We start from the raw sequence: 26,546 nt of genomic DNA, 5'->3' as shown, positions 1-26,546 counted from the left end.
GTCAGGCAGCCCCGAAGCGCTCTTCCCGGGCATGGACTTCCAGCTCTTCCCGCTCCAGAACCCCGGCTTGGTCTCCATCCCGCGGGCGGGCGCCGTCAGACCCGGCGCCGCCGGGCCAGCAGGACGCCCAGGGCGACCATGGCCACGCCCAGCACGAAGTGCAGCCAGTTGTCGGCGGTGTTGACCGGGATGAAGTTGGCGCTGCTGTCGTGGTCGATGAACAGCCCGTAGAGCCACAGGGCCAGGTAGATCACGCCGCCCACGACCAGGAAGGACCGGGCGGCCGACGCGGACCGCGCCATCGAGAGGCCGGCGAGGCCGAAGAGCACGTGCACGAGGTTGTGCAGGACCGACACCTGGAACACACCGAGCAGCTTCGCCTCGGAGTCGTGCTCGGCGAATTTCAGCGCGTCGTAGTCGGTGGTGATCCCGGGGATGAATCCCAGGACGCCCACAAGGAGGAAGACGGCACCCACGAGCAGCGCGGCTTGCTGCACGGGGGTCCGGGGGGCCACGGGCGTACCACGCAGACGGTTCATGATCGGGCTTCCTTCACTGGGGGCGACCACATGGGCCGCCCGGATCGCCACTTAAGAGGCGATTACCCCTGATGTTCACTTTTATCCCGCTCTTATGTGCGGTGGGCTGCCTGACCCGTACCGTTCACTTCAATGGGTCATGGCCCCAGTTCATCAGGGAGTGGCGCCAGCGGGTGTCGGTGACGTCCCCCTCGGGGCGCTGCGCCACGTGCCGGTGCACGTATCCGACGACCTTGCGCATATGAGCGACGTCGTCCTCCGTCAGATCCGATTTCCTGGTACGCAGCAGGCCGACAATGCGGCGGCCCGACGCGTGGCCGACGCTCTCGCCGGAGCCGTCGGACTGCCCGGCATCGCGGGACTCCTCCGTCTCCAGCCACTTCTCCATCTCGCCCGCGGTCATGTTCACCGCCTCGTCGAAGCGCCGCAGGGTCTCCTCGCGGTCCACCTCGCCGCCGCTCACGAGCCTTTGCCCCTCTCGTCCCTGCCCTTCTCGTCCTTGCCTCTCTCGCGCAGGGATTCGGGCCTGTGCACCGCGTGACCGCCGGACGCGTCGCTCTCGACCTCGTACTGCGGTTCGTCCTTCGACGCGGCCGCCGTGCGCCCGGCCGCCTCGGTGCGCTCGGTGATCTTCTTCTTCACCTTGCCCGCGACGGTCTTCCCGTGGCTGGTCCAGATCACCTCGTCACCTCTGCGGAGCTTCTTGTCCTTGGCCATGGGCGTTCCTTCCGGTCTCCAGCAGCGGGGCCCGGCCATCAGGGCCCCTCCCGCCTCTGTTCCCGCCACGGCACGCCGCTCGTCGCCCGGTCGCGTCCACCGGGGAAAGACCACCCCTTTGCCGTATCGGGTCCACGCCGTCCCACCAGGGCGCCCGCCCCATTGACCCGCGGGTCCTCGCCCCGGTTCGATGCGCCCATGCGCACCCCTCGCCACGCCGACCTCGTGTTCACCGGCGGTCCCGTCCTCACGCCCGCCACCCGCGCCGACGCCGACGGGCCGCGCACGGCCGCCGTCGCCGTCACCGGCGGCCGGATCAGCGCCGTCGGCGACCCGCACGACGTGCGCGACCTCATCGGCCCCAGGACCGAGGTCGTCGACCTCGCCGGCCGCCTGCTGCTGCCGGGGTTCCAGGACGCGCACATCCACCCCGTCCCCGCCGGGCTCGAGCTCACCCAGTGCGACCTGACCGCGACGAAGGCCGCCGACGACACCCTCGCGGCCGTACGCGCCTACGCGACCGCCCACCCCGACCGGGAATGGATCACCGGCGGCGGCTGGTCCATGGAGGCCTTCGACGGCGGTACCCCCACCAAGGACCTCCTGGACCCGATCGTCCCGGACCGCCCGGTCTACCTGCCCAACCGGGACCACCACGGCGCCTGGGCCAACAGCCGCGCCCTGGCCCTCGCGGGGATCACCCGCGACACCCCCGACCCGTCGGACGGCCGCATCGAGCGCGACGCGTCCGGCGAACCCACCGGCATGCTCCAGGAGGGAGCCATGCAGCTCGTGGGGCGCCTCGCCCCGCCGTCCACCGCCGCCGACCGGCTGGCCGCGCTGCTGCACGCCCAGCGCACCCTGCACGCCCTGGGCATCACCGCCTGGCAGGACGCCCTCGTCGGCTCGTTCCTCGGCATGGACGACCCCGCGGACGCCTACCTGGCAGCCGCCCGCGACGGCTCCCTCACCGCCCGCGTGGCCGGCGCGCTGTGGTGGGACCGCGCACGCGGCGCGGAGCAGATCCCGGAGCTCCTCGCACGGCGGGACGCCCTCAGCCGCGGCCGGTTCCGCGCCCGAACCGTCAAGATCATGCTGGACGGCGTCGCCGAGAACGGGACCGCCGCCCTGCTCGACCCCTACCTGGACCGCTGCGGCTGCGCCACCGGCAACCGCGGCACCAGCTTCATCGACCGGAAGCTACTGCCGGACTACGTCACCGAGCTGGACGCCCTCGGGTTCCAGACGCACTTCCACGCGCTCGGCGACCGCGCCGTCCGCGACGCGCTGGACGCCGTCGAGGCCGCCCGTGCCGCCAACGGCCGCACCGACACGCGCCCGCACCTCGCCCATCTCCAGGTCGTCCACCCCGACGACATCCCCCGCTTCGCGCGGCTCGGCGCCACCGCCACGATCCAGCCCCTGTGGGCCGCCCACGAACCGCAGATGGACGACCTGACCATCCCGTTCCTCGGCCCCGAACGGTCCGCCCAGCAGTACCCGTTCGGTGCCCTGCTGCGCGCCGGGGCGACCCTCGCCGCGGGCAGCGACTGGCCGGTCAGCAGCCCCGACCCCCTGGAGGGCGTCCACGTCGCCGTCAACCGCGTCCTGCCGGGCGAGACCGGCCCGGTCTTCCTGCCCGGCCAGCGCATCGGCCTGACCGCGGCGCTCACCGCGTACACCGCGGGCTCGGCCCATGTGAACCACCTCGACGACACCGGCACCGTACGGACCGGGGCGCTGGCCGACCTGGTGGTCCTGGACCGCGATCCGTACGCCGGACCGCCGGAGGCCATCGCCGAGACCAGGGTCGTGCTCACATACGTGGGGGGCGAGCGCGTCCACGCGGCCGACGATGCCTGACCGAACGGGCCGTCAGCCCAGCTTCTTCAGGAGCTCAGCCGCCAACGGGGCGGAGGAGGCCGGGTTCTGACCGGTGACCAGGTTGCGGTCGACGACCACGTGCGGCGCCCACGGCTCGCCCTCCCGGAAGTCGGCGCCGATCTCCACCAGGCGGTCCTGGAGCAGCCACTTCGCCTTGTCGGCGAGACCGGCCTGGGTCTCCTCCGCATTGGTGAAGCCGGTCAGCCGGTAGCCCGCGAAGGCGTGGGTGCCGTCCTCCTTGCGGGCGGCGAGCAGTGCGGCCGGGCCGTGGCACACCACACCGAGCGGCCGGCCCGAGTCCAGCGCGCGGGTCAGCAGCCGGCCCGAATCGGCGTCGACCGCCAGGTCCTCCATCGGCCCGTGGCCGCCGGGGTAGAACACCGCGGCGTACTCGCCGGGGTCCACCTCCGCGAGGGCCACCGGGCGCTGGAGAGCGGTGAGGGACGCGAGGGCGTTGGCGACCCGGTCGGCGCCGTCCTGGCCACCGTTGGCCTCGGGGGCGAGGCTCGCCCGGTCCACGGTGGGTACGACCCCGCCCGGGGTGGCGACCACGACCTCGTGCCCGGCCGCGGTGAACGCCTCGTAGGGGGCGACGGCCTCTTCGGCCCAGAACCCACTGGGGTGCTTGGTGCCGTCCGCCAGCGTCCAGTGGTCGGCGCCGGTCATCACGAAAAGGATCTTCGACATGGTGTGTCTCCCGAGGTGGTGCGGTCTGTGGCGTCGACGGTAGGCCGGACACCCCAAGAGAACCAATGGAGAGACCGATCTCAGGTATCGGGATTCCTATGTCTGGCGGGCGGGGTGCGCCGCGATCGACGCGACCGGCGCCGTATCGCTGAGGTGCCCCACCTGGTGCCGCGCCCGGTCCGCGGCCGTCGGCGTGCCGGAGATGGCCGCCGTGGCCGGAGCGGGCGGAGCCGCCTTCGTTCGCTCGTCGGGCGCGTTCGCCACCGAGGACCAGGTACGGAGCCGATGGCTGACCGCGTCGTCCAGGCTCACCGGGGCGCCGCGCTGCTCGGCCAGCCGGCTCGCCTCGCGGCCGAGCGCCGCGATGTCGTCCCAGCGCAGCCGCAGGACCACCGACACCTCCGCTCCGCCGTCCGGGAGTCCTCGCATCGTCGGCTCGTCGCGCTCGTTCATCGCCGCTCCTGTCATTGCCGCAGAGACGTTTCACCGCACAAGTACGGACCGCGCCCGCGCCCTGTTCAGCACGCGGCCGGACCAGGTGTGGGCCGACGCGCCCCGCGCGTCCCTCGAATGGGCGTGCGGGCAGCCGCGGGTGCACGCTGGAGGAGTGACGGAGTGAGCTGGAGGTGTGTGATGAAGACGATCGTCGGATGGCACGTGGACATCGAGTTCACCGAGGACGAGGTCGCGGGCAAGACCCGCGCGGCCTGCATGGTCAGGCTCCCGGACGGCACCGAGATGCGCGCCCACGGCCACGCCAAGCGGCACCCGGACGACAGGGAGCAGCAGCGTGTCGGGGAGGAGATCGCCGCGGCCCGCTGCCTCAACGAACTCTCCCGAAATCTCATGAAGAAGGCCGGGGGTGAGATCGAGGAGGTGACGCACGTCCCGGCGCACCTGGCCATGTGATCCCGAGCTGCAACGGGCGGGTCACGGTCGGCGGTCGACCGCGACCCGCTCGGCACATATGCCGCCCGGCCGGTTGGGGCACCGACGCGCCGGACCGGCGGACGTGACCCGGTTCCGTACTGTCGAGACACCGGCGCCGTACCGCGCGCCGCGGCTCGGCGGGTCAGGACCCGCGCTCCACGGCATCGGCCGTCAGGACGACGACCGTGCCTGGCGCGTCCGGGCCCTGTTCGCCTTGCGGATGGCTTCCAGCAGCTCCGGCTTCGACATCCGCGAACGGCCGGCGACGTCCAGCTTGCCCGCGAGCTCGTAGAGGTGTTGTTTGGACGCGTTCTCGTCGACGCCCTCACCACTGCGGCCGCCCTGCTGCCCGGGCCGCGCCGCCAGCGGGTCCGACGGCCCTTTGCGGCCGCCCTCCTTGCGCTCCCAGTGGTCGCCGACCTTCTCGTGCGTGTGCTTGAGGGCGCTGTACGCCACCCGGTGGGCGCGCTCGCCCTCGCCGTACTCCTCGACGGCCGAGTCGTGCGCCTTCACCCACGTACGCTGCGCGCTCTTCGGTGAGCGCCGCAGAGTCGACGGCATCTCCTGCTCTCCTGGCACGCTCCTCACCTCCGTCACGCTGCACCGTGAACGAGTGTCCGCGCGGCGCCGTGGCAAACGGCGGCGAACGGGGGCCATGAGTACCGGGGAAGGGGGCACACGAGGGCCCGAGGGAACCGATGCGGTCGATGCCCGGCGTACGGCCGGGGCTGTCGGGGCCCGGGAAGGACGCAACAGCACATGTCGCAGGTCGAGGAATCCATCGAGGTCCGCGTGCCGGTGCGCACCGCCTACAATCAGTGGACCCAGTTCGAGAGCTTTCCGGAGTTCATGGAAGGCGTGGAGCGGATCGAGCAGCGCACCGACACCCTCACCCACTGGGTGACCCAGGTGAACGGCGCGGCACGGGAGTTCGACGCCGAGATCACCGAGCAGATCCCGGACGAGCGGGTCGCCTGGACCACCGTCGGCGGTGAGGCACGGCAGGCCGGTGTGGTGACGTTCCACCGCATCGACGAAACGACCACGAAGGTCATGCTGCAGATGGACTTCGAGCCCGACGGACTCACCGAGACGGTCGGAGACAAGCTCGGCTTCGTCAAGCGGCAGGTCACCGGCGACCTCAAGCGGTTCAAGTCCTTCATCGAGTCACGCGGTACCGAGACGGGCGCCTGGCGCGGCCAGGTCTGACGCGCGTACGGAGCGAGTCGGGCGGGCCTGGCTCCGGACGGGTGATGTGACGCCGCGTCCGGGCCGCGCCTGCCGCGTCCCGGCGGACCCCGCTGGCAGAGTCGGCTCCGTTAACTCCAAGCGCCCCGCCCATGGGGCTGCTGGGCCAGGCCCCCGGACGGGTCACCGACCGGGGGCCTCGGTCTGCCCGCCGACCGGCGCGGCCCACCCGCCGGAGTGCACGCCTCGCGGGCCTCTACGATGGGGAGCCATGAGCCCCGATCAGCACCGCAGCCGCGTACGCCCCCCGGCGTACCTCAGGGCGCTGCTGATCCTGGCCGTGCTCGCCGGGGTGTTCGCCATGCACGGGCTGCCGCCCGGCACCGCCGCCCCGGCCGCCACCGGACACGCGCACGCGCAGCAGGCGGCCCATGTGGCGGGTGACGCGTGCGACCACGTGGACGAGCAGCACAGCGGGGCGGGCCATGCCGAGCACGCGGACTCCACGTGCGCGGCCGGCGGCGTCTCCACCGCGCCCGGCCAGGCGCCCCTGCTCGCCGGTGCCGTCGCCCCGGTGATCGACGCGGCGCTCCTGGCCCGCTTCGGTGGCGCGACGGCGACCGACCGCGCTCCGCCCGACCTGGCCCAGCTGCAACTCCTGCGCATATAGGGACGCCCGGCGGCGCACCGTCCTCCCCGCGAGGACGCGGCGTCGTGCCCGCGAGCCATTTCCCTGTTCGAGCGCAAGGAGTCGCACCACCCATGACCGCACGACGTCTCTCCCGTATCCGTAAGGCAGCCGCTGCCGCCGCTGCCGTCACCGCCGCCGCTCTGGCCCTCGCCGCCTGCGGCACCGACGGCGGGGAGCCCTCCCGTCACGCGGGCCACGACAGCCCGTCCTCCGCGTCCGCCTCCGTCGGCCAGGGCGGTCACAACGCCGCCGACGTGGCCTTCGCGCAGGGGATGATCCCGCACCACCGCCAGGCGGTCGACATGGCCGACCTGGCCGAGGGCCGCGCCTCCGCCAAGGAGGTCAAGCGACTCGCCGCCGACATCAAGAAGGCCCAGGACCCCGAGATCCGCACCATGTCCGGCTGGCTCACCTCCTGGGGTGAGCAGGTGCCCGGCGAGGACGCGGCCGCCGATCACTCCGGCCACGGCGACGGCATGGCCGGGATGATGACCGAGCAGGAAATGGACCAGCTGGAGAAGTCTTCCGGCAAGGCTTTCGACACGGCGTTCCTGAAGCTGATGATCAAGCACCACCAAGGCGCGGTGGCGATGGCGAAGACCGAGCAGGCCAAGGGTTCCCACCAGCCGGCCAAGGACATGGCCGACGACATCATCGCCTCCCAGTCCGCGGAGATCACCGAGATGGAGAAGCTGCTCGGCACCGGCTGACACCGGGGCGCGGAACCTACCCGAGGCGCTCCAGCACCTCCCGGCAGGCGCCCCCGACACGCGCGTCGCCGAGGTAGGCGGCGACGCCGTGATGGTCGGCGCTGTCGTTGGTCACCAGCACATCCGTGACGCGGTCGGCCGGGGCGAACTCGGGGCGCAGTGTGTGGTCGAGGGCCACCAGGTCCCGCGGGTCCGAGGCGTTGAGCCAGGCGCGTACGCCCGGCGGCACCGCGGCCCGGGCGGCCAGGTGGCCCTGGACCTCCGCGACTGCCAGCGGGGACCCCAGGGTCACGAAGAGCTCGGTCTCCCGGCCCGTCTCCGCCAGCACCTCATAGGCGGCGACGGAGCCGAGACTGTGGCCGACGACGATCAGCGGGGCCTCGCCCGCCCGCTCCAGCTCCGCCGTGACGACGTCGCGGACGGCGTCCCGGGCTCCGCCGAAGAAGTACGCGTAAGCGTCCTTGAAGCTGTGCCTGACGAGGGCCCGGAGGACGGCCCTGCGGTCCGCCGCCGACTCGGCCATCGTGTCCGCCAGGTACGTCATGTCCCGCAGCCAGCCGCCGAGCGGGTCGCCCGGCTCCCCGGTCCAGGGGCCCTCGGGCCCGGTGCCGCCCGACTCGAACCACGCCTCGCCCAGGGTGCGCGCCACGAACTCTTCGGGAGGCTCGTCGCGGACCGAGGGCGGGAGCCCCTCCTCCTCGCCGTCGTCGGGCAGCGGTGCCTCGTACCGTACCGGCGCCCAGTACGCCATCAGGGAGGTCTCGCCCGCGTCCCTGCCGAAGAGCGCGTGGTCCCACCGCGACCTGAGCAGCTCCGAGCGGACCTTGTTGCCGCTGCCGTGGACGTAGACGACCCTGGCGTCCATGGTGCCTCCCGCCCCCCACGAAGAAGACGGTCACTGTCAGTATCGGCCCGTGAGGAGGCGGCCGCCAACCCGCCCCCGTGGGGTCAGGCTGCCGCGTGCGCCGGGGCCCGTTCGCGACCGCCCGGGTGGCGGTGGCGCCAGAACCAGAAGACGCCGCTGGACACCAGTGCCCACGCGCCCAGCACCGCGAACGGGAACAGGTGCTGGTGACCGCCGAAGTACACGGCCGTGTGCTGGGCGTTCACCGAGGCCCCGGGCGGCAGCCAGCGCCCGATGTGGCCGAGGACGGACGGCAGCAGCGGCCAGGAGACGGCACCGCCCGACGACGGGTTTCCCAGCAGCACCATCAGCCCCCAGGTCGGCAGCATCGCCCACCGCCCCATCAGGGTGTTGAACATGGTGAAGACCATGCCCGACGCGAACATCGTCAAGGCGAGGACCAGCCAGGACTCCACGAACGGCAGATCGAGGGCGCCCAGCAGCGGGTCGACGGTCGCGGCGATCGCGAAACCGCCGAGCAGCGCGTACGCCACCGTGAAGGCGATCCGCTCGGCGGGGTCGAGGGCGCGGGCGTGCACGCTCAGCTGGATCGCCCCCACGAAGCCGATGATCACCGCGGCGAGCGAGATGTAGAACAGCGCCAGCCCCCGCGGATCGCCCGCCTGCAACGGCTTGATGTCCCGCACCCCGACCGGTACGCCGGTCGCCCGGCCCACCGCCGTTCCCGCCTCGGCCAGCAGCTGTGCCACGGACGCCCCCGCGGCCCCGACCACGTCCAGGCGTACGCCGGCGCCGTCCGGGCGGACGGTGAGCACGGCGAAGACCTCCTGCTCGTCCACCGCATGGCGCGCCTCGGCCGTGCTGCCGTACCGGCGCAGTGCGAGCGAGGCGTTCAGCGCCCGTTCCATGCCGTCGACGAACCGCCTGCCCTCCGCCGTGTCCGTGGCGCCGACCACCGCCGTCGGGATGTGCCGGGGCGTCGGATTGGCCATGGTGTACGTGTAGGAGCCGGCGAACAGCGCGGCCGCCACGGCCAGGATCAGCACCAGCACCGAGGCCGGGAGGAAGGGCGACGCCTTGAACGCCGCCCATGTGTCGGCCCGCGTCGGCGGACGGCCGTGGGCCCCATGGGGAGCGCCACCATGCGTATCGGACATGCCGTCAGGCTAAAGCGAACATAGCGGGCAAAAAGGTCGGAACGCGCGCGGAGAACCGGGTCCGGAGCGGAACCGGCTTCGCTTACAGCGGCGTCGGGGGTACCGTCGGGGAGCCGGACGCTGATCACGGAGGGACCATGGCGGTGCTGCACACCGAGGAGGGATCCATGCCGGGATGTCCGCGCCCCCTGGTGTCGGACGAGTGTGGACGGGGAGGCTGCGTCCACGTGTCGGGGCAGGTCTACCTGGACACGCTCACGGAATGGGAGCGGATCCTGGGTGGTCTGCTCCAGCGCGAGGGGGACATCCAGATGGACCTGTCGGGTCTCACCTTCGTCGACGTGGCGGGCGCGACGTCGCTCGCGCACACGGCGCAGCGCCTGCCCGGGGACCGGCGGATCGTGGTCCGCAAGCCGCCCCCCTCGCTGAGGCGGGTGCTGGAGCTGTTCTGGCCGGAACTGGTGGCTATCGAGGTGGTGGAGTGAACGACATGGCGCCGACGGCCGATCCGTTCACGCACCCTGCCCTGTTCTACGCGGACGAGGCCGGGTACCTGGCGGGGACCGTACCGTTCGTCGAGGCGGGACTCGCCGCCGACGAGCCTGTCGCGGTGGCCGTTCCCGGGGAGAACCTCGCCCTGCTGCGCAAGGCGCTGGGCGGCGACGCCGATCGCGTACGGCTGCTGGACATGGAGCAGGCGGGACGCAACCCCGGGCGGATCATCCCGCGCGTGCTGCGCGGATTCGCCGACGCCCACCCCGGCCGCCGGGTACGGATCATCGGCGAACCGATCTGGCAGGGGCGCAGCGCCAGCGAGTACCCGGCCTGCGCGCAGCACGAGGCGCTGATCAACCACGCGTTCACCGGGCGCGAGGTCACCATCCTGTGTCCGTACGACACCTCGAAGCTGGACGAGGTCGTGCTGGCCGACGCCCGTGTCACCCATCCGCTGCTGATCGAGGACGGCGTCGAGTGGACCAGCGACGCGTATGCGCCCGACCGGGTCGTGGCCGGCTACAACCTGCCCCTGTCCCGGCCTCCCGGTGCCCGCGGCCTGACCTACGACGCCGACCTGCTGCCCGACGCGCGTAGCTTCGCCCTGGACCAGGCGGACCGGCTGGGACTGCCCGCGGACCGGCACGACGACGTGGCCCTGGCGGTGTCGGAGCTGACCACCAACAGTGTGATCCACGGCGGCGGCACCGGCACCTTGCGGGTGTGGGCGGAGGACGGCCACGTGGTGTGCGAGGTGCAGGACAGTGGCAGGCTGAGCGATCCCCTCGCCGGCCGCCGCCCCGCCGCGCCCGGTCAACTCGGCGGACGTGGCCTGCTGCTGGTCAACTACCTCGCCGATCTCGTACGCGTCCACACCGTGGACACCGGCACCACCATCCGGTGCTACTTCCGTATGCGGACCTAGAGCTCCCGGTTGCCGCCGCAGCGCTCGACGGCGTGCTCATCCGTATGCGTGTCGGGGACCTGTCCGACCGGTCGCGTCACCGGCCAGGGGCCGGTGGCGGGCACCGGTGGCGGGTGCCGGTGGCGGCGGGTTCATGATGGCCCCATGGAGAGCGCGGTCGAAAGCATCAAGGTCTGGTTCCGGTTCGTGCCCCGCGAGGGGTGGCTCCCGCAGGACACCGAGGGCCTGTGGGCGAAGAAACTCGGTGAGGACACGGCCGGCGTGCAGAACGCCCCCTTCCTTCAGGACGGTGTGGCGGAGGGTGACGTAGTGCGGTACCGGACCGACTCCGAGGGGCTGCACTGGGCCGTCGAGCGGGTCAGTGCCTCCGGCAATTGCACGATCCGCGTGGTGCCCACCCCCACTGGCCCCCTGGGGCGCAGCCCTCAGGCAGTGCATCAGCGGTTTTCGGCGTTCGGGCTCGGCGGTGAGGTCTTCAGCGAGGACTTTCCCATGGTGGCCTTCACCGCACCGGCCGGATCGGACTTCGCCGGGATCAAGGAACTCCTCGCTCGGGGGGAGGAGGAAGGGTGGTGGCACTACGAGGTCGGCTGTGGCACCGACGCGTGGTGGAACGCTTGACGGAGGCGCCCGGCGCGTTCCCTGTGGCCGTCCGGGAAGGTGGTCATCGGCGGAAGCCGGAACCTGAAGGCGTCGCAGGCGGCACCACCGGCGAGGGCGCGCCGCCACGAACCCCCCACCACCGGGCCGTACGCCACGCGCGCGTCACCCGGCCCATGGAGTCCAGGGCCGGGTGACGCGCGGGTTCCGCACGGCTCACCGGAGGCTTCCGGTGGTCAGCTCTCCCCGGGGGCCGAGGGGGCGGGCGGGGAGCCGTTGTCGGGGGACTGATCGGTGGTGGTTTCGCCGGGGGGCGGTTCCGGTTCCGTGGTCGTCTCGGTGTCCGGCGTTCTGGGGCTCACCGGGGGCTCGGGCTCGGGGGGCTGGTCGCTGGGGGAGGACGGCGGCTTGGGTTTGGGTGAGGACGGGGTCGGGGACGACGGGGTGTCGGTGGGGGCGATCGTCGGCGCCTCGGTCTCCCGGTCCCGGTCGGCGTTGGAGTCGCCGGGCCGCCGGACGACCCATTCACCGGTGTCGACGTCGACGATGACGAAGACCTTCACCACTTGGGGTGCCGGCTTGACGACGACCGTGTTGGACATGCTGTAGCCGGGCCACCGCTCGCCGACCGGGCGGGGCGCCGTTTTCGGGATGACCGGGTCGCCGAGCGGATTGCCGCAGGCGCACCGCACGCGCGGCGCTCCGCGGTTGTCGACCAGCACGGCCGTGCCGGCCTGGAGGACCGCCTGGTAGGCCCGCGGTGCCCCGTCCCGGTAGCCGTGGTTGGTGACCCAGGTGTCCGCACGCAGCCGCAGGGGGGTCAGCGACCGCAGGTAGTCGGGCACGGTGGGCGGCTGGATGCGCAGGGCGGTGGCGAAGGCCCGGTTCTTGGCCGGTTCGGCCGCCAGGTACTCGATCTGGCGCTCGACGTCGCAGCTGGCCACGTTCTTGGTGCCGCCGTAGAGCCCGCGCCGCGAACCGTCGTACTGCCGGACGGCGTTCTCCCCGGGCGGTGGCGCCGTCGTGGGCACCTGCACGGTGGGGGACGGCGATTCGACCGGGTCGCGCGCGGTGGAGTCCGTGAACGGGTCCGGGCCGCTGGCCGCGGCGTTCTGCAGGGAGAGCGTGCCGCCTCCTGCGCCGCCTCCGCCGTCCCCGCCACCCCCGCCGGGGCGGGTCAGGACAACGGCCAGCACCACGGCCACGACGATCGCGGTGGCGGCGATCGCGATGCGGGGAACGGACCGCCACCACGGGCGTTCTCCGCCTCCCCGGTCGTCCGGTCCGCCCCCGGCCCCGCCCCCCGGCCCGCCGGGGCCCCCGGGACCGCTCGGGCGGCCCGGCCCCTCACCTCCGGAGGAGGAGGGTGGCGGAGGGCCGCCCTGCGGGTGTGTGGAGTGTCCCGAGATGGGCCCCGGGGGAGGGCCGGTCGGGCGATCGGAGGGCGGTTGGGAAGTCACGTTTTTCCCTTTCTTCCGTTCCGCGCCCATTGTGTGCCCCGTACGGGTGCGTCCCGCAAGCGGACGGCGTCCGCCCGGTGACACACCGCCACCGTCCGCAGGCGAGCTCGCACCGGCGCGCTTAACGTGGCAGCGTGATCCGTCAGGGACCCCACGCACCGAACTCCGCACCGAAGACCGCAGCAGGCGGTGCGCACAGCGCCGTACGTGACTGGGGCGACGCCCTCGTCACCGTGCTCGCCGCACTGGTCTCCATGGCCGTCGTCGCCGCGCTCGGCCTGTGGGCGGCGGGCGCCGCCGATCTGCCGGACGGAGCGTTCCCGCACGTCGTGGCGGCCGTCGTCGTCATCGCCGCCGGAGGCTCGGTGGACGTCTCCGGCCAGGCAGGAGGCCTTGCCGGTACGGAAGCGGAACTCACCCTCATGCCGCTGTCGGTCACCCTCACGGGAGCACTGGCCGCCGGCTACTGCTTCCTGCGGCCGCTGCGGCACCGCGCCGTCGCCGGCACCGGTGAACTCCTCGGCCGGGTCGCCCGTACGGCCGTCCTGTGGCTGGCCGCGCTCGCCGCCCTCACCGCACTGGCCCGGCACACCTTCTCCATCGCCCCGCCCGACTCACCCGTCGACATCATCGGCGGCCTGCTGGACGCCACGCCCGCCGTCGGCTTCCGCGCCGACGTCGGCCTCACGCTCCTGTTCGGCCTCATCTGGCTGCTCGGCGTCCTCGCCATGGCCCTGCTCGTCTCCCGCAGGGCCCCGCTCCCCGCCCGGCTGCTGCGCTATCAGGAACCGGTCCGCCCGGCCGCCTTCGCCATGCTGCTCCTGCTCCTCGCGTACGTAGCGGCCGGCCTGGTCATCGGCCTGATCGTGGCGGTGACCCGGGGCCACGCCGCCGAGACGTTCGCCGTGATCCTGCTGGGACTGCCCAACGTCGTCTGGCTCGCCCTGGGCCTCGGCATCGGCGCCTCCTGGGAGGGCAGGGTGGAGGGCCCCTTCGGCCTGCCGATGCCCCAGGTCCTGGACGCGGCGCTGCGCGGCTCCGAGAACACCACGCTGAACGTGTCGGCCCTCGCTGAGCAGGACGGGCGGGCCTGGTGGCTCATCCCGGTCGCCGCCGTGCTGCTGCTGGCCGCCGCCTTCGCCATGGCGGCGCGCTCACCGGCCGGCACCCGGCTGTGGCAGTACGCCCTCCACCTCGGCATCGCCTTCGCGCTCACGATGCTCGTGGTCGCCCCCGTCACCCGGGTCGTCGCCCGGCTGGCCCTGTCCATCCTGGGCATCATGGAGATCGACGACCTGGGCGGCCAGGTGGCACTGCACCCCCACGTGTGGACCGCGGCCGGCCTCGCCCTCCTGTGGGGCCTGGTCGCCGGCGCGCTCGGCGGCCTGCTGGCCTCGCGCGTACGCCGGCGCGGAGAGGTCCCCACGAAGCCGGACGCGCCCCCGCAGGCGTAACCCGTCCCGTCGCACCGCCTTACAGCTCCCGGAACACCGGCAGCGCCCAGGCCGGCGGCGCGGGCGGTGGCTTCGGGGCGCCGCCGGCGCCCACCAGCGCCGCCCGCAGCTCGGCCACGAACTGCAGACACGTCTCGTACCGTTCCTCCGGCGCCTTCGCCAGCGCCTTCCCCAGTACGGCGTCGACCGCGGCGGGGAGCCCCGGGCGCTCCCCGGTCAGCGGCGGCGGCGGATCGTACTGGTGGGCCCACAGCAGCGCCATGTCGTCGTCCCGCCGGAACGGCGGCACCCCCGCCAGCGTCTCGAACACCACGCACCCCAGGCTGTACACGTCGCACCGGCCGTCCACCGGCCGCCCCGAGATCTGCTCCGGCGCCACGTAGTCGAGCGTCCCGACGAACTGGCCCACACTGGTGAACCCGGTCAGCGACAGCGACTTCTTCGTCAGGCCGAAGTCCGTGAGATAGACGTGCTCCGGGTGTTCGCTGTCGGTGCCCGGCGCCACGAGGATGTTGCCCGGCTTGACGTCCCGGTGCACCAGCTCGTGCGCGTGCGCCGCGTCCAGCGCCGACGCCACCTGCGAGGCGATCCGCCCCGCCTTCTCGGGCGGCAGCGGACCCTCCCGGTCCAGCAGCGCCCGCAGGTCCTGCCCGGCGACGTACCGCATGGCGATGTACAGCACGCCCTCCCTCTCGCCCGCCTCGAACACCGGAACGATGTGCGGGTGGTCGATCGCGGCCGCCACCCGGGACTCGTGCGCGAACCGCTTGCGGAAGGTGTCGTTACGGGCCAGTTCCGGGGCGAGCAGCTTCAGCGCCACCGCGCGGTCCAGCCTCAGGTCCCGCGCGCGGTACACCACGGCCATGCCGCCGCGCCCGATCTCGCTCTCCACCAGGTAGTCCGCGATCTGCTTGCCGACCAGCCCGGACGGCCGCCCGGCGGGCAGGTCGTCACGTGTGACCCGGTCGGCCATCAGCCGTCACCGTTCCGGTCCGGCGGACCGTCCCCGTCGTCGTCCCCGGCCTCCTCGCGCTTCACCAGCCGCGTCGGCTCGGGGCCCGCGTCGGGCACCGCCGAGTGGTCGACCACCCGGGTCGGCTCGTACCCGGCCGGAGGCACCGGCGCGGCCGGAACCGCGGGCCCGGAGGGAGCCCCGGGTCCGGCGGGACCAACGGGTCCGGAGGGGGCCCCGGACCCGGCCGGAGTCACGGGCTTGGAGGGATCCACCGGCCCGGCGGGAGACACCTGCGTGGCGGGAGCCGCGGGCGAGGCCGGAGGCACGCGCGGCGGCCCCTCGCCGGCGTCCGTACCCGCCCCGGCGGCCGACGGGCCGGCCGAAGTGGCGTACGTACTCAGCCGTGTCCCGTCGCAGTACAGCCAGCGCTCGCGCCGCGCGTCGTACATCCACAGCGCCTCGCCGTCCACGACCAGGCCGATCCGCAGCCCCTGCGTCCGGCGCCTGAACGTCTCGCCGTCCACGTGCCCCGCCGCCAGCTCCTCCGCCGCCAGCCGGTAGCGGCTCACCGCCTCCTCGGCCCGGGCAAGCAGCGGCCGGGGGTCGGAGGCCGTGCCCATCGGCTGCCCAGCCGCCGGAGGATCGGGCGGTACGGAGACCAGCAGCCGCCCGTCCACCCAGGCGGACCACCCGTTGGAGCACAGCACCCGGCTCCAGTCGCCGAGCCGCTCCAGCAACTGCACGGGCAGGAACGGGTCGAGCGGCACGGTCGGTCGGCCCGGATCCGGCGCCTCCCAGGCGGGCAGCCCCTCGGCGGGTACGACATGGCTGGGCCGGAAGCCGTCGTCCGGGGAGCGGGAAACGCCCGAGGAGCCGGGAAAGACCATCAGCCCTGCCTACTTTCGCATGATCACTGGCTCGTGCCGGCGCAGCAGCTTCGCGACCAGGAACCCGAGGACGAGGGACAGGACCACCAGCATTCCCATGTCGAGCAGCCAGGTCGCCAGCGTGTGGTCGAACAGCGGGTCGGTGGTCTTGTCGGTCGGCGAGAGCCTCTGGATGTCGACCGTCGACCCCATCGCCCCGAACGCCCACCGGGACGGGATGAGCCACGACAGCTGTTCCAGCACGAGCGATCCGTGGATCTTCAGCAGGCCGCCGCAGAACACCACCTGGACGATCGCGAGGAGCACCAGGAGGGGCATGGTGACCTCCTCCTTGCGCACCAGCGCGGACACGAAGAGGCCGAGCATCATCGCCGTGAACGACAGCAGCGCGACGGCCAGCGTGATCTCCACCAACGGCGGCATCAGCACTCCCTTGCCGCCCGGGGCGTTGAGCGGGACGCCGATCAGCGCGACCAGCGTCAGCACGACGGCCTGCACGACCGTGATCAGGCCGAGCACCACCACCTTGGACATCAGATACGCCGATCTGGACAGGCCGACGGCTCTCTCCCGGCGGTAGATCGTCCGCTCCTTCACCAGCTCCCGCACCGCGTTCGCGGCGCCGGTCAGCACACCGCCGACACACAGGATGAGCAGCACGTTCATCGTCGACTCGCGGCCGAAGCCGCCCTCGGACAGGGCCCGGGCCATCGCGCCCATCACAAACGGCAGCGCGATCATGATGGCGATGAACGTCCGGTCGGCGCTCAGTGCGGCCGCGTACCGCCGTACGAGCGTACGCAGCTGGGCGCCCCAGCTCTGTGCCTTCGGCGGTGGCGCGGGCGGCGTGGCGGCCGCCGCCCCGTCGGGCAGGGCCGGCCGCTGCATGGCGCCCGCGATGTACTGCTGGTGGAGCCGGGAGGCCCGGTACTGGCCGGCCCAGTCGCGGCTCCGGTCGTTCTCGAACGCCTCGAAGGCCTCGGGCCACTGGGTGAAGCCGAAGTAGTCCAGCGCGTCCTCGGGCGGCCCGTAGTAGGCGATCCGCCCGCCGGGGGCCAGGACCAGCAGCCGGTCGCAGACGTCCAGGCTGAGCACGCTGTGGGTGACGACGATGACCGTACGGCCGTCGTCGGCGAGCCCCCGCAGCATGTGCATCACCGACCGGTCCATGCCCGGGTCGAGGCCGGAGGTCGGCTCGTCCAGGAACAGCAGCGACGGCTTCGTCAGCAGCTCCAGCGCCACGCTGACCCGCTTGCGCTGGCCGCCGGAAAGGCTGTGGATCGGTTGCTTGGCGCGCTGACCGAGGCCGAGCTCCTCGATGACCTCGTCCACCCGGGCCTGTCGCTCGGAGCGGGCGGTGTCCTCGGGGAAGCGAAGCTCGGCGGCGTACGTGAGGGCACGCCGCACGGTCAGCTGGAGGTGCAGGATGTCGTCCTGCGGCACGAGGCCGATACGGCGGCGCAGCTCGGCGTAGTCCCGGTACAGGTCACGGCCGTCGTACAGCACCGTGCCCCGGTCGGCGGGGCGCAGCCCCGTCAGCGCGTTGAGCAGCGTGGATTTGCCGGACCCGCTGGGCCCGACGACACCGAGCAGGCACTTCTCCCCGACGGGGAAGGACACCTCGTCGATGAGGGTCTTGCGGCCCCGGTCCACCGTGACCGCCAGGTCCTGTACGTCGAGCGACACCTCGCCGGTGTCGGTGAACTCCACCAGCTGCGAACCGACCAGGCAGAACGCCGAGTGCCCGATGCCGACGATGTCGTCGGGAGACACCCGGGCGCGGGTGACCGGCTGGCCGTTGAGGAACGTGCCGTTGTGGCTGCCCAGGTCCTGGATCCAGTAGGTGCCGTCCGGGTCGGCGAGCAGTTCGGCGTGCCGGCGCGAGACCGTCAGGTCGTCGACGACCAGGTCGTTGTCGGGGCCGCGCCCGATGCGGACGGTCCGGGCCGGCAACGGCCGTATCGAGGTCGGCTGCCGGAACGTCCCGGTGGCGCCGGGCAGCGACACGGAGGACGGCCGGGGAACCGGGGGCGGGGCGTGCGGGGCCGCTGACGCGGGCGGGGCGTTCGACCAGGAGGGGGGTGGGGCCGGCGGCGGGGTGGCCGGCGCGGGCCGCTCGGGCGCCGACAGCATGGCGCGCGGGCCATCCGCCGGATGTCCGAAGTGGATCACACTGCCGGGCCCCACGCCCCAGGCCTGGACGCGTCTGCCCTCGGCGAAGGTTCCGTTGGTACTGCCCTCGTCCTGAACGGTCCACTGTCCCCCCTCGGGACGCAGCACCGCGTGATGCCAGGAGATCCGGGCGTCACCCAGCACGATGTCGCTCGCCGGGTCACGCCCGATGTGGTACTCCCGACTCGGACTCATCACGGTGGAGTCCCCGTCGATGTCGAGGACCAGCTCGGGCGCGGTGGGCACATATGGCCGCTCTCCCATAGGGGAATTTTATCCGCCAGGGCCGACATACGCCTGGGAAGTGCGAAATTCCGGGCCTCACCGGGCTTCACCGGGGCTTCCGGCCATCCGGCCCCGGTTCCGTGCCGCATCGGGCGCATCAGGGCCCGGACCGGGCCGCGTCCGGCCGCGCCCGGGCCCCGGCTCCGCCGCCCGGCGGGCGGCACGGAGCCGGACCGGGGCCGGGGGTCGACTACGGCACGGCGCCAGCGGCCATGCCGGGCTGCGCCAGGTTCCGCGGTTCGGTCCCGGCACCGGTTCACGTGCGGAAGCCAGGCGGCGTGCGGGGCCGGGTGCCGTGACTGGGCCGCGTCGGCGTGCCGGCGCGGGGCGCGTTCGGACGCGTCCGGGGCACGGTTCCGGTTCCGTGCCGCATCGGGCGCATCAGGGCCCGGACCGGGCCGCGTCCGGGCGCGTCCGGGCCCCGGTTCCGCCGCCCGGCGGGCGGCACGGTACCGCTGCCCCGGGCGGCGTCCCGGCCCGGCACGGCCCCGCGCCCCTGCCGTGTGCGTGGGCCGGGCGCCACCGATCCCGGGTGCGTGCAGGGGCGGGCCCCGTGCGGGGCGGCGCGGGTGGGCTGACCGCTGATCGCGCCGAGACCGCGGACGAGCGCCGGTCAGCGGGCCGGGCGGCGGCGGTAGTCGGCCACGATGCGGACGACGGCGTTGAAGGCGCGGACGCTGTCGGCGGGCTTCGGCTGCCCCACGGGGGTGCCGAGCCGTTCGCCCCGGTAGGTCTGGCGGGGGTTGGAGTAGCGGTTGATGCGCCGGCAGGGGCCGCCGGTCGCCTTGCGGCAGCTCGACTCGTACGCCTCCAGCGTCGACCACCTGCCCGAGGGCGGGAAGTGGCCACGCGCGCTGTTCGCGCCGCGTGGCGCCGTCACGTAGTCGTGCATGGCGCCCAGGTTGTGGGCGATCTCATGGGCGAGCGAGTGGTGCGCGAGGGCCTTCTGCGCGACGAGGCTGTAGCCGTGGGCGCTGGTGCGGGACGTCACGCGCCGGGGCCGGTTGGCGAGCCCGGCGGCTCCCTTGCTGCCCGTCACGATCGTGACCAGGTCGGCTCCCACGCGGTCACGGATGCGGGGCAGGTTGTCGGCCACGCCGTCGCCGCGTCGGGCGACCGCCTTCAGCAGGGCGCCACCGGACCGGTCCAGCCGGGCGGGCACCTTGGCGCGGACGATGCCGGTGAGCCGGAGGCGGGCGTTGACCGCCCCGGCGGCGAACGCCTGGGAGGTGGAGGTGACGGCCTGTCGGATCCTGGCACGCAGGGTGCGTTCACCGCCCGCCTCGCCGACGGCGCGGGCGGTGAACCCCGCCAGGATGTCGATGGTGACGATCCGCTGGCCGTAGTGGGGGCGGGGCACCCGAGTGCAGTGACGTTTCTTCTCCATTGGCGCACGGCACGTCCCGCCTGGTTCCTGTCGTGGGGGTGCGGGCGCGGCGGCAGGGGGAGCGGAGAGGGCGGAAGACGGCCCCTGAGCGGGCGCACACCCGGTCGTGCTCAGCACGAGGGCCAGCGCGGCGGCACCCAGTGAGGAATGGGCAAGGCGCATCTCCATCCTTTCGCAGAGCGGAACCCCCCAGGTGTCCTTGCGAGAAGGGCGGTGCCCCATGCGCCGGGTGACGCCTATTCACCGGTTCGGCGGTGCGGGGCCCGGCCGGGGGTGTCGCTTCAGGGTCGCCGCCTCAGGGGCGGGCCGAGGCGTCCAGCAGCAGGGCGGCCGCCTCCCGCGCCTCCCGCGCGGGCGTGGGCGAACCGGTGAGGGCGGCGGTGGTCATGGCACCCTCCGCGAGCAGCGCCACATGGGCGCCGGCCGGGGCGGGGGCGCCCGCCTCGGCGACCAGGTCGGTGACGTACCGCCGGAACTCCTCCTTGTGCCGGCGCGCGGCCTCCGCGACCTCCGGTGAGGTGGCCCCGAGCTCCCCGAACGAGTTGATGAACGCACAGCCGCGGAAGCCCGGTTCCTCGAACCAGCCGCGCAGCCAGTCGAAGACCGCCAGCACCCGCTCGCGCGGCGGTCCGTCCACCCCGTCCACGTACGCGGCCAGGCTGCCGCGCCAGCGCGCGTCGCGCCGCAGCAGGTATGCCTCGACCAGCGAGCCCTTGGAGGAGAAGAGCTGGTAAAGGCGTCGCAGGGTGACTCCGGACGCGGTCCGGACGGCGTCCATGCCGACGGCCTGGATGCCCCGGCCGTAGAACAGCTCCTCGGCCGCGTCGAGGACCCGGGCCCGGGTCTCCTCGGTGTCCATATCGCCACTCCCTTGCGTGAGAACCAACGTTCTCGTACGGTACCTCAGGAGGCGAGAACGATCGTTCTCGCCCGGGTCGAGAGGAGTCCGCCGTGCGCCCGCCGCTGCCGCCGTTCACCGAGGAGACCGCCCGTCTCAAGGTGCGACTCGCCGAGGACGCCTGGAACACCCGCGAGCCGGAAAGGGTCGCCCTCGCCTATACCGAGGACTCCGAGTGGCGCAATCGCGAGGTGTTCTTGAAGGGCCGGGACGAGATCGTCGCCTTCCTCACCGACAAGTGGCGGCGTGAACTCGGCTACCGGCTCCGGAAGGAACTGTGGGCCTTCACCGGCGACCGCATAGCCGTGCGCTTCGCGTACGAGTACCACGACGCCGACGGGCGGTGGTTCCGCGCGTACGGCAACGAGAACTGGGAGTTCGACCCCAGCGGTCTGATGCGCAAGCGCTACGCGAGCATCAACGACGTGCCCATCCCCGCCGCGTCGGCGCGGATCATCGTCTGACCGGCCCTCCGACCCGCCTTCCGACCGGCCTTCCGACCGCGTCCGGTCACCGACCGATCGCTGTCGGATTCGCGGTGTACGCATCGGTCCGTGAGTCTTGGGAACGCGAGAAGTCGACCCCAAGATGATCGGAAAGGCGGACCATGACAGACCCCCGTGAGCCCCAGGACCCCGTCACCCGGCACCCGCGGCCGGACTTCCCCGACCAGGACCAGCGCCACCCCGGCTGGACCGGCCCGATGGACCCGCCGCCCGACCACGGCGAGGAGTCCTACCAGGGCACCGGACTGCTGCGGGACCGCGTCGCCGTCGTCACCGGAGGTGACTCCGGCATCGGGCGCGCGGTGAGCCTGGCCTACGCGCGCGAAGGCGCCGACATCGTCTTCACCCACCTCCCGGAGGAGGAGGACGAGGCACGCGAGACCGCGAGGCTCGTCGAGGAGGCCGGCCGCAAGGCCATCGCCATGGCCGCCGACAACCGGGACGAGGAGCAGTGCCGTGCCCTGATCCGGCGGGTCACCGACGAATTCGGGCGGATCGACATCCTGGTGAACAACGCCGCCTATCAGATGGCCCAGCCGGACGGCATCGAAGCGATCACGACCGAGCAGTTCGACCGGGTGATGAAGACCAACCTGTACGGCATGTTCTGGCTGACCAAGATGGCGCTGCCGCACATCCCCAGGGGCGGCTCCGTCATCAACACCACCTCCGTACAGGCCTACAAGCCCAGTCCGCCGCTGCTCGACTACGCCATGACGAAGGGTGCCATCGTCACGTTCACCCAGGGCCTGGCGCAGATGGTCGCCGAGCGCGGCATCCGGGTGAACGCCGTCGCCCCCGGACCGGTCTGGACGCCCCTCATCCCGGCGACGATGCCGGAGACGGCGGAGTTCGGGAAGCAGTCTCCGCTCGGCCGCCCCGCCCAGCCGGCCGAGATGGCACCGGCGTACGTCTTCCTCGCCTCGGCGAGCGCGAGTTACATCACCGGAGAAATCGTCAACGCCACCGGCGGCACCCCGCTGCCGTGAGCCCGGCGGCCCGCGTACAACAGCTGTGGCACCGGACCGGCTGGGAGGCCGCGGCCATCGGCCGGTCCGTACGCCGGGCCCTGACCGGCCCCGGGCCGGAACGGGACCTGGCCGTCCAGGCCATCAAGGCCGCCGGGGCCGCCATCCTCGCCTGGGCGGTGGCCGGCTGGTGGTGGCAGGCCCCGTTGGCGCTGATGGCGCCCTGGACGGCGGTCGCCCTCGTACAGAGCACCGTCTACCGCTCCGTACGCACCGGTGTCCAGCAGGTCGTCCTCATCGCCGCCGGTACCGTGCTCGCCGCCGCCGCCGCTGGGCTGACCGGTGGGAACACCATGGCGGCGATGGCGATCGTGCTGCCCGTCACCACGCTGCTCGGCAACTACTCCCGCTTCGAGGGCCAGGGCGTCTACGCCTCCACCACCGCTCTGTTCGTGCTGGTCTACGGCTCGTTCAGCGGGTTCGACATCCTGCACCGGCTGCTGGAGACGCTCCTCGGCGCGGTCATCGGCATCGGCGTCAACGCGCTGATCCTGCCGCCCGTGCACCTGCGGCACGCCCATGAATCGCTGTGCCGGGTGCCCAGTGACGCCGCGGAACTGCTGCGCGCGATGGCGGAGGAGATGGAGCGCGGTTACGCCCGGCACCAGGCTCAGGAATGGCACACCCGGGCGCGGAAGCTGCCGCAGCTCCTCGCGGACCTCCGCAACGCGCGGATGTGGACCCGCGAGAGCTTCCGGCTGAACCCGGCGGGGCGACGCATCCGTCGGCCCGGCCCCGAACTGCCGTCCACCCAGTGGGACGCCGCGTGGGAGCGGATCGCGGACCACCTGACCGCGCTCACCGGGATGCTCGCGGAGGCGGCGGGCGAGCGCCCCCGGCTCAGGCCGCCTCCGGACACCGTCCTCGCGGACGTACCACCGCTGCTGCACGCCCTCGCGGACGTGTGCGAAGCGGATTGCGCGGCGCTGACCGAACCGGGCGACGGCGGTGGCGGTGGCGGGGACGGCGGAGTCGAAGGCGCGGACGGTGACCGGGGCGGGGACGGGGGCGTGCGGGACGAGGCGATACGGCGGGCGTGGGAGGCGCAGCGGCGCCTGAAGGCCCGGCTCACCGACCATGACGACGAGACCGCCACGTCGGTGGGCGGCCTGGCGGCGGAGACGCAGCGCCTGCTCTACGACCTGGACGACGCCCGGCCCACCCCACGGCACCCGTGACCGCCTCCGGATCGAGCGGCCCGGCCCGGCTCCTGCCCCGGCCCGGGGCGGCGCGACGGACACCGGCGGCACGACGGGCACCGGGCCGCCCGACGGATGCCCGCCGGGCACGACGGACGCCCGTCGGCCCGACGGGCGTCGGCCGCGGCGTCAGTCGCGGTGAGGGCCGCGGCGGGGGTCTCGGTGGGGACCCGCGCCGGAGTCGTCGCGGGAGGCCTCCTCGCGCAGTTCCGGGGGCCAGGTGCGGGTGTCCCGGGGCTCCACGTACGGCTCCTCCGACTCCGGCATGCCGCCGATGATCGCCCGCTGGCGCGCGAGTTCCGCGTCGAGTTCCAGGCCCAGCAGGATGGCCAGGTTCGACAGCCACAGCCAGATCAGGAAGGTGATGACGCCCGCCAGGGTGCCGTAGGTCTTGTTGTACGAGCCGAAGTTCGCCACGTACAGGGCGAAACCGCCCGACGCCACCAGCCACAGCAGTACTGCCAGCACGCTGCCGGGGCTCAGCCAGCGGAAGCCCTGGCCGTGGACGTTCGGCGCCCGCCAGAACAGCAGTCCGATCATCAGGATCACCAGGACGACCAGCACCGGCCACTTGGCGATGTTCCACACGGCGACCGCCGCGTCACCGAGGCCGATGGCCTGGCCCGCGCGTTCCGCGAGCGGCCCGGTGAACACCACGATGACCGCGCTCACCGCGAGGAGCACCATCAGCACCAGGGTCAGGCCCACCCTCAGCGGGGTCAGCTTCCACACCGGCCGGCCCTCTGGGAGGTCGTACACGGCGTTCGCGGTACGGATGAAGCCCCCGACGTACCCCGAGGCCGACCAGATCGCCCCCACCAGGCTGATGACCGCGACCACCCCGCTGGCGCCCGGGCTGTCCTGCAACTGCTTCACGGCGTCGCCGAGGATGTCCCGCACGGGGCCGGGCGCGAGCTTCTGGAGGTTGTCCATGACGGTGCGCGTCGCCGACTCGCCGATCACGCCCAGCGCCGAGACGAGGACCAGCAGGGCCGGGAAGATCGACAGGACGCTGTAGTACGTCAGGGCCGCGGCGCGGTCGGGGAGCTCGTCGTCCATGAACTCTTTGCCGGTGCGCTTGAGGGCCGCCCGCCACGACCCGGCGGGCAGATCGGTCGGCTGCTCCGGCACGCCGGCGTCATTTTCCTTGTCATCACCTGTGTGCGCCATACCGGCAAGGGTTACCCGGCACACCAGGCTCAACCCGCCGCCACCGCACCGCGGGCGCTCGCGTTGCGATGCCCCGACCGGAGCGGCAGGGTCGAGGCAGCGACTGCGAGGAGGACCCACCCATGCCCATCGCGACCGTCAACCCCGCCACCGGCGAGACGCTCAAGACCTTCGACGAGCTCCCGCCCGACGGGATCGAACGGTGCCTTGCCGCCGCCGACGCGGCCTTCCGCGGCTACCGCACGACCACGTTCGCCGACCGGTCCCGGCTGCTCGAACGCGCCGCAGACCTGCTGGAGGCCGACCAGGAGGACATCGCCCGCACGATGACCACCGAGATGGGCAAGCCCCTCACGGCCGCCCGCGCGGAGGCGGCCAAGTGCGTCAAGGCGATGCGCTGGTACGCGGCCAACGCCGAGCGGCTCCTTACCGACGAGCGCCCGCCCGAGGCCGACGTACGGGACGCCGGAGCGGCCCACGCGCGTGTGCACTACCGCCCCCTCGGCCCGGTCCTGGCCGTCATGCCGTGGAACTTCCCGCTCTGGCAGGTCGTCCGGTTCGCCGCACCCGCCCTCATGGCAGGCAACGTCGGGCTGCTGAAGCACGCCTCGAACGTCCCGCAGACCGCGCTCTACCTGGAGGACCTCTTCCGCCGCGCCGGTTACCCCGACGGGTGTTTCCAGACCCTGCTGGTCGGTTCCCGCGCCGTCGAGGGCATCCTGCGTGACGACCGGGTGGCCGCCGCCACCCTCACCGGCAGCGAACCCGCCGGCCGCTCGGTCGCCGCCATCGCCGGCGACGAGATCAAGAAGACCGTCCTGGAACTCGGCGGCAGCGACCCGTACGTGGTGATGCCGTCGGCGGACATCGACAGGGCCGCTCAGGTCGCCGTCACCGCCCGCGCCCAGAACAACGGCCAGTCCTGCATCGCCGCCAAGCGGTTCATCGTCCACACCGACGTGTACGACGCGTTCGAGGAGCGGTTCACGGCCGGAATGGCCGCGCTGGCCGTCGGCGACCCGATGGACGAGTCCACCGACGTCGGTCCGCTCGCCAGCGAAGCCGGCCGTGACGGTCTCCAGGAGCTCGTCGACGACGCCGTACGCCAGGGAGCGACCGTCCTGTGCGGTGGCGGCCGCCCCGAGGACCTGCCGCGGGGACTGGAACGCGGCTGGTTCTACGCGCCCACCGTACTGGCCGGCATCACCACCGACATGCGGATCCACCAGGAGGAGACCTTCGGACCGGTCGCCACGCTCTACCGGGTGGCCGACATCGACGAGGCGGTGAAGGTCGCCAACGACACCTACTTCGGCCTCAGCTCCAACGTCTGGACCCGTGACGACACGGACGTGGAGCGGTTCGTCCGTGACCTGGAGGCGGGCGGCGTGTACGTCAACGGCATGACCGCCTCCCATCCCGCGCTGCCGTTCGGCGGCGTGAAGCGCTCCGGGTACGGGCGTGAGCTGTCCGGGCACGGCATCAAGGAGTTCTGCAACGCCACCACCGTGTGGCAGGCGCCCTAGTGCGGTGACCGTGCAGGTTCGCCGGGTTGGTCCTGGTGCCGGTTGGGTGTGCTGCTGCTTCCAACCGGTGGGGAGCGGGATGGCTCAGCCGGTCCCGGTCCGGCCGTGACCTGTCCCAGGGCCTCTCGTTCGGATCTTGCTGGGCTCGTGACGCCTGGACACCGCACCTCGCGGCGTTGTCGTCGGTCGCCCATGCTCCGCAGTGGCTCCTCCCCCTGCCTTCGGCGGGGG

At 72.9% G+C, this 26,546-nt stretch carries 28 protein-coding genes; 13 read left to right on the top strand and 15 right to left on the bottom strand.

Going from position 1 to position 26,546, the window contains the following annotated elements:
* Positions 1–95: 95 nt before the first annotated feature.
* The 3 genes from ABT360_RS30470 to ABT360_RS30460 form a co-directional block, all read right to left on the bottom strand.
* The gene (locus ABT360_RS30470; RefSeq protein ID WP_351823553.1) at positions 96–539 is read right to left on the bottom strand and encodes a DUF4383 domain-containing protein; all 444 of its coding nucleotides are present in this window, start codon (positions 537–539) and stop codon (positions 96–98) included.
* A 124-nt stretch (positions 540–663) separates the two neighbouring features.
* On the bottom strand, positions 664–1,002 hold the full coding sequence (locus tag ABT360_RS30465; RefSeq protein WP_351823550.1) for a DUF3140 domain-containing protein: 339 nt from the start codon (positions 1,000–1,002) through the stop codon (positions 664–666).
* Positions 999–1,256 carry a DUF2945 domain-containing protein gene (locus ABT360_RS30460; protein ID WP_351823548.1) on the bottom strand — a complete coding sequence of 86 codons (258 nt, stop codon included), beginning with the start codon at positions 1,254–1,256 and terminating at the stop codon, positions 999–1,001. The genes ABT360_RS30465 and ABT360_RS30460 overlap by 4 nt, the downstream gene beginning before the upstream one ends.
* Positions 1,257–1,454: 198 nt before the next feature.
* Here ABT360_RS30460 and ABT360_RS30455 point away from each other — a divergent pair, with 198 nt between their 5' ends.
* Positions 1,455–3,119 carry an amidohydrolase gene (locus ABT360_RS30455; RefSeq protein WP_351823544.1) on the top strand — a complete coding sequence of 555 codons (1,665 nt, stop codon included), beginning with the start codon at positions 1,455–1,457 and terminating at the stop codon, positions 3,117–3,119.
* A gap of 12 nt (positions 3,120–3,131) precedes the next feature.
* Here ABT360_RS30455 and ABT360_RS30450 read toward each other — a convergent pair whose 3' ends face one another.
* Positions 3,132–3,827: a type 1 glutamine amidotransferase domain-containing protein gene (locus ABT360_RS30450; RefSeq protein ID WP_351823541.1), complete on the bottom strand. Its 696-nt coding sequence runs from the start codon at positions 3,825–3,827 to the stop codon at positions 3,132–3,134.
* Positions 3,828–3,923: 96 nt separating this feature from the next.
* Complete coding sequence (locus tag ABT360_RS30445; protein ID WP_351823538.1) at positions 3,924–4,280, bottom strand: hypothetical protein; 357 nt, start codon at positions 4,278–4,280, stop codon at positions 3,924–3,926.
* A 180-nt stretch (positions 4,281–4,460) separates the two neighbouring features.
* On the opposite strand from ABT360_RS30445, the gene ABT360_RS30440 reads away from it, so the two are divergent.
* Positions 4,461–4,736: a DUF1876 domain-containing protein gene (locus ABT360_RS30440; RefSeq protein ID WP_351823535.1), complete on the top strand. Its 276-nt coding sequence runs from the start codon at positions 4,461–4,463 to the stop codon at positions 4,734–4,736.
* 192 nt (positions 4,737–4,928) lie between these two features.
* Here ABT360_RS30440 and ABT360_RS30435 read toward each other — a convergent pair whose 3' ends face one another.
* Positions 4,929–5,336, bottom strand: a complete 408-nt coding sequence (locus ABT360_RS30435) for a ChaB family protein (protein WP_351823533.1) — start codon at positions 5,334–5,336, stop codon at positions 4,929–4,931.
* Positions 5,337–5,516: 180 nt separating this feature from the next.
* Here ABT360_RS30435 and ABT360_RS30430 point away from each other — a divergent pair, with 180 nt between their 5' ends.
* From ABT360_RS30430 to ABT360_RS30420, 3 genes are all read left to right on the top strand, one after another.
* Positions 5,517–5,966 (top strand): SRPBCC family protein, encoded by a 450-nt coding sequence (locus tag ABT360_RS30430; protein WP_351823531.1) that lies wholly within the window; start codon positions 5,517–5,519, stop codon positions 5,964–5,966.
* A 250-nt stretch (positions 5,967–6,216) separates the two neighbouring features.
* A complete protein-coding gene (locus tag ABT360_RS30425; protein WP_351823529.1) occupies positions 6,217–6,615 on the top strand; it encodes a DUF6153 family protein in 399 nt (132 codons plus the stop codon).
* A 92-nt stretch (positions 6,616–6,707) separates the two neighbouring features.
* Positions 6,708–7,346 (top strand): DUF305 domain-containing protein, encoded by a 639-nt coding sequence (locus ABT360_RS30420; protein WP_351823526.1) that lies wholly within the window; start codon positions 6,708–6,710, stop codon positions 7,344–7,346.
* A 16-nt stretch (positions 7,347–7,362) separates the two neighbouring features.
* Here the strand turns inward: ABT360_RS30420 and ABT360_RS30415 are convergent, their stop codons facing one another.
* A complete protein-coding gene (locus ABT360_RS30415) occupies positions 7,363–8,211 on the bottom strand; it encodes a hypothetical protein (RefSeq protein ID WP_351823523.1) in 849 nt (282 codons plus the stop codon).
* 83 nt (positions 8,212–8,294) lie between these two features.
* Positions 8,295–9,368 carry an ABC transporter permease gene (locus ABT360_RS30410; RefSeq protein WP_351823520.1) on the bottom strand — a complete coding sequence of 358 codons (1,074 nt, stop codon included), beginning with the start codon at positions 9,366–9,368 and terminating at the stop codon, positions 8,295–8,297.
* A gap of 137 nt (positions 9,369–9,505) precedes the next feature.
* On the opposite strand from ABT360_RS30410, the gene ABT360_RS30405 reads away from it, so the two are divergent.
* The 3 genes from ABT360_RS30405 to ABT360_RS30395 all read left to right on the top strand — a co-directional run bounded on the left by ABT360_RS30405 (position 9,506) and on the right by ABT360_RS30395 (position 11,409).
* Complete coding sequence (locus ABT360_RS30405; RefSeq protein ID WP_351823517.1) at positions 9,506–9,853, top strand: STAS domain-containing protein; 348 nt, start codon at positions 9,506–9,508, stop codon at positions 9,851–9,853.
* A gap of 5 nt (positions 9,854–9,858) precedes the next feature.
* Complete coding sequence (locus ABT360_RS30400; protein ID WP_351823556.1) at positions 9,859–10,788, top strand: sensor histidine kinase; 930 nt, start codon at positions 9,859–9,861, stop codon at positions 10,786–10,788.
* A 144-nt stretch (positions 10,789–10,932) separates the two neighbouring features.
* Positions 10,933–11,409: a DUF4265 domain-containing protein gene (locus tag ABT360_RS30395; RefSeq protein ID WP_351823515.1), complete on the top strand. Its 477-nt coding sequence runs from the start codon at positions 10,933–10,935 to the stop codon at positions 11,407–11,409.
* Between the two features lie 215 nt (positions 11,410–11,624).
* Here the strand turns inward: ABT360_RS30395 and ABT360_RS30390 are convergent, their stop codons facing one another.
* Positions 11,625–12,587, bottom strand: coding sequence for a DUF6777 domain-containing protein (locus ABT360_RS30390; RefSeq protein ID WP_351823512.1), 963 nt, complete (start codon positions 12,585–12,587; stop codon positions 11,625–11,627).
* 395 nt (positions 12,588–12,982) lie between these two features.
* Here ABT360_RS30390 and ABT360_RS30385 point away from each other — a divergent pair, with 395 nt between their 5' ends.
* Positions 12,983–14,302 (top strand): streptophobe family protein, encoded by a 1,320-nt coding sequence (locus ABT360_RS30385; protein WP_351823509.1) that lies wholly within the window; start codon positions 12,983–12,985, stop codon positions 14,300–14,302.
* A gap of 19 nt (positions 14,303–14,321) precedes the next feature.
* Here ABT360_RS30385 and ABT360_RS30380 read toward each other — a convergent pair whose 3' ends face one another.
* From ABT360_RS30380 to ABT360_RS30360, 5 genes are all read right to left on the bottom strand, one after another.
* A complete protein-coding gene (locus ABT360_RS30380) occupies positions 14,322–15,275 on the bottom strand; it encodes a serine/threonine-protein kinase (RefSeq protein ID WP_351823507.1) in 954 nt (317 codons plus the stop codon).
* The gene (locus ABT360_RS30375; protein ID WP_351823504.1) at positions 15,275–16,144 is read right to left on the bottom strand and encodes a hypothetical protein; all 870 of its coding nucleotides are present in this window, start codon (positions 16,142–16,144) and stop codon (positions 15,275–15,277) included. The genes ABT360_RS30380 and ABT360_RS30375 overlap by 1 nt, the downstream gene beginning before the upstream one ends.
* Positions 16,145–16,153: 9 nt before the next feature.
* Positions 16,154–18,580 (bottom strand): FHA domain-containing protein, encoded by a 2,427-nt coding sequence (locus ABT360_RS30370; protein WP_351823501.1) that lies wholly within the window; start codon positions 18,578–18,580, stop codon positions 16,154–16,156.
* A 634-nt stretch (positions 18,581–19,214) separates the two neighbouring features.
* Positions 19,215–19,988, bottom strand: coding sequence for a zinc-dependent metalloprotease family protein (locus ABT360_RS30365; RefSeq protein ID WP_351823498.1), 774 nt, complete (start codon positions 19,986–19,988; stop codon positions 19,215–19,217).
* A gap of 295 nt (positions 19,989–20,283) precedes the next feature.
* Positions 20,284–20,847: a TetR/AcrR family transcriptional regulator gene (locus ABT360_RS30360; RefSeq protein WP_351823496.1), complete on the bottom strand. Its 564-nt coding sequence runs from the start codon at positions 20,845–20,847 to the stop codon at positions 20,284–20,286.
* A 92-nt stretch (positions 20,848–20,939) separates the two neighbouring features.
* Here ABT360_RS30360 and ABT360_RS30355 point away from each other — a divergent pair, with 92 nt between their 5' ends.
* From ABT360_RS30355 to ABT360_RS30345, 3 genes are all read left to right on the top strand, one after another.
* On the top strand, positions 20,940–21,350 hold the full coding sequence (locus ABT360_RS30355) for a nuclear transport factor 2 family protein (RefSeq protein ID WP_351823493.1): 411 nt from the start codon (positions 20,940–20,942) through the stop codon (positions 21,348–21,350).
* 143 nt (positions 21,351–21,493) lie between these two features.
* Positions 21,494–22,381, top strand: coding sequence for an SDR family oxidoreductase (locus tag ABT360_RS30350; RefSeq protein WP_351823490.1), 888 nt, complete (start codon positions 21,494–21,496; stop codon positions 22,379–22,381).
* A complete protein-coding gene (locus ABT360_RS30345; RefSeq protein WP_351823486.1) occupies positions 22,378–23,598 on the top strand; it encodes an FUSC family protein in 1,221 nt (406 codons plus the stop codon). Before ABT360_RS30350 ends, ABT360_RS30345 begins: the two co-directional genes overlap by 4 nt.
* 150 nt (positions 23,599–23,748) lie before the next feature.
* Here the strand turns inward: ABT360_RS30345 and ABT360_RS30340 are convergent, their stop codons facing one another.
* Complete coding sequence (locus tag ABT360_RS30340; RefSeq protein WP_351823483.1) at positions 23,749–24,789, bottom strand: YihY/virulence factor BrkB family protein; 1,041 nt, start codon at positions 24,787–24,789, stop codon at positions 23,749–23,751.
* Between the two features lie 122 nt (positions 24,790–24,911).
* On the opposite strand from ABT360_RS30340, the gene ABT360_RS30335 reads away from it, so the two are divergent.
* Positions 24,912–26,315, top strand: a complete 1,404-nt coding sequence (locus ABT360_RS30335; RefSeq protein WP_351823480.1) for an NADP-dependent succinic semialdehyde dehydrogenase — start codon at positions 24,912–24,914, stop codon at positions 26,313–26,315.
* Positions 26,316–26,546: the final 231 nt, after the last annotated feature.

Source organism: Streptomyces sp. NPDC000229, from assembly GCF_040300825.1.
Lineage (GTDB): Bacteria > Actinomycetota > Actinomycetes > Streptomycetales > Streptomycetaceae > Streptomyces.
The sequence above is the reverse complement of the archived record's forward strand: the minus strand, read 5'-3'. Positions and strand labels throughout refer to the sequence as shown.

Coding starts and splice junctions, on each gene's coding strand:
- ABT360_RS30425 (WP_351823529.1), top strand. CDS start 6,217: ATGAGCCCCGATCAGCACCGCAGCCGCGTACGCCCCCCGGCGTACCTC.
- ABT360_RS30350 (WP_351823490.1), top strand. CDS start 21,494: ATGACAGACCCCCGTGAGCCCCAGGACCCCGTCACCCGGCACCCGCGG.
- ABT360_RS30335 (WP_351823480.1), top strand. CDS start 24,912: ATGCCCATCGCGACCGTCAACCCCGCCACCGGCGAGACGCTCAAGACC.
- ABT360_RS30340 (WP_351823483.1), bottom strand. CDS start 24,789: ATGGCGCACACAGGTGATGACAAGGAAAATGACGCCGGCGTGCCGGAG.
- ABT360_RS30365 (WP_351823498.1), bottom strand. CDS start 19,988: ATGGAGAAGAAACGTCACTGCACTCGGGTGCCCCGCCCCCACTACGGC.
- ABT360_RS30405 (WP_351823517.1), top strand. CDS start 9,506: ATGGCGGTGCTGCACACCGAGGAGGGATCCATGCCGGGATGTCCGCGC.
- ABT360_RS30430 (WP_351823531.1), top strand. CDS start 5,517: ATGTCGCAGGTCGAGGAATCCATCGAGGTCCGCGTGCCGGTGCGCACC.
- ABT360_RS30455 (WP_351823544.1), top strand. CDS start 1,455: ATGCGCACCCCTCGCCACGCCGACCTCGTGTTCACCGGCGGTCCCGTC.
- ABT360_RS30400 (WP_351823556.1), top strand. CDS start 9,859: ATGGCGCCGACGGCCGATCCGTTCACGCACCCTGCCCTGTTCTACGCG.
- ABT360_RS30380 (WP_351823507.1), bottom strand. CDS start 15,275: ATGGCCGACCGGGTCACACGTGACGACCTGCCCGCCGGGCGGCCGTCC.
- ABT360_RS30470 (WP_351823553.1), bottom strand. CDS start 539: ATGAACCGTCTGCGTGGTACGCCCGTGGCCCCCCGGACCCCCGTGCAG.
- ABT360_RS30395 (WP_351823515.1), top strand. CDS start 10,933: ATGGAGAGCGCGGTCGAAAGCATCAAGGTCTGGTTCCGGTTCGTGCCC.
- ABT360_RS30375 (WP_351823504.1), bottom strand. CDS start 16,144: ATGGTCTTTCCCGGCTCCTCGGGCGTTTCCCGCTCCCCGGACGACGGC.
- ABT360_RS30415 (WP_351823523.1), bottom strand. CDS start 8,211: ATGGACGCCAGGGTCGTCTACGTCCACGGCAGCGGCAACAAGGTCCGC.
- ABT360_RS30450 (WP_351823541.1), bottom strand. CDS start 3,827: ATGTCGAAGATCCTTTTCGTGATGACCGGCGCCGACCACTGGACGCTG.
- ABT360_RS30445 (WP_351823538.1), bottom strand. CDS start 4,280: ATGAACGAGCGCGACGAGCCGACGATGCGAGGACTCCCGGACGGCGGA.
- ABT360_RS30460 (WP_351823548.1), bottom strand. CDS start 1,256: ATGGCCAAGGACAAGAAGCTCCGCAGAGGTGACGAGGTGATCTGGACC.
- ABT360_RS30440 (WP_351823535.1), top strand. CDS start 4,461: ATGAAGACGATCGTCGGATGGCACGTGGACATCGAGTTCACCGAGGAC.
- ABT360_RS30410 (WP_351823520.1), bottom strand. CDS start 9,368: ATGTCCGATACGCATGGTGGCGCTCCCCATGGGGCCCACGGCCGTCCG.
- ABT360_RS30370 (WP_351823501.1), bottom strand. CDS start 18,580: ATGGGAGAGCGGCCATATGTGCCCACCGCGCCCGAGCTGGTCCTCGAC.
- ABT360_RS30360 (WP_351823496.1), bottom strand. CDS start 20,847: ATGGACACCGAGGAGACCCGGGCCCGGGTCCTCGACGCGGCCGAGGAG.
- ABT360_RS30420 (WP_351823526.1), top strand. CDS start 6,708: ATGACCGCACGACGTCTCTCCCGTATCCGTAAGGCAGCCGCTGCCGCC.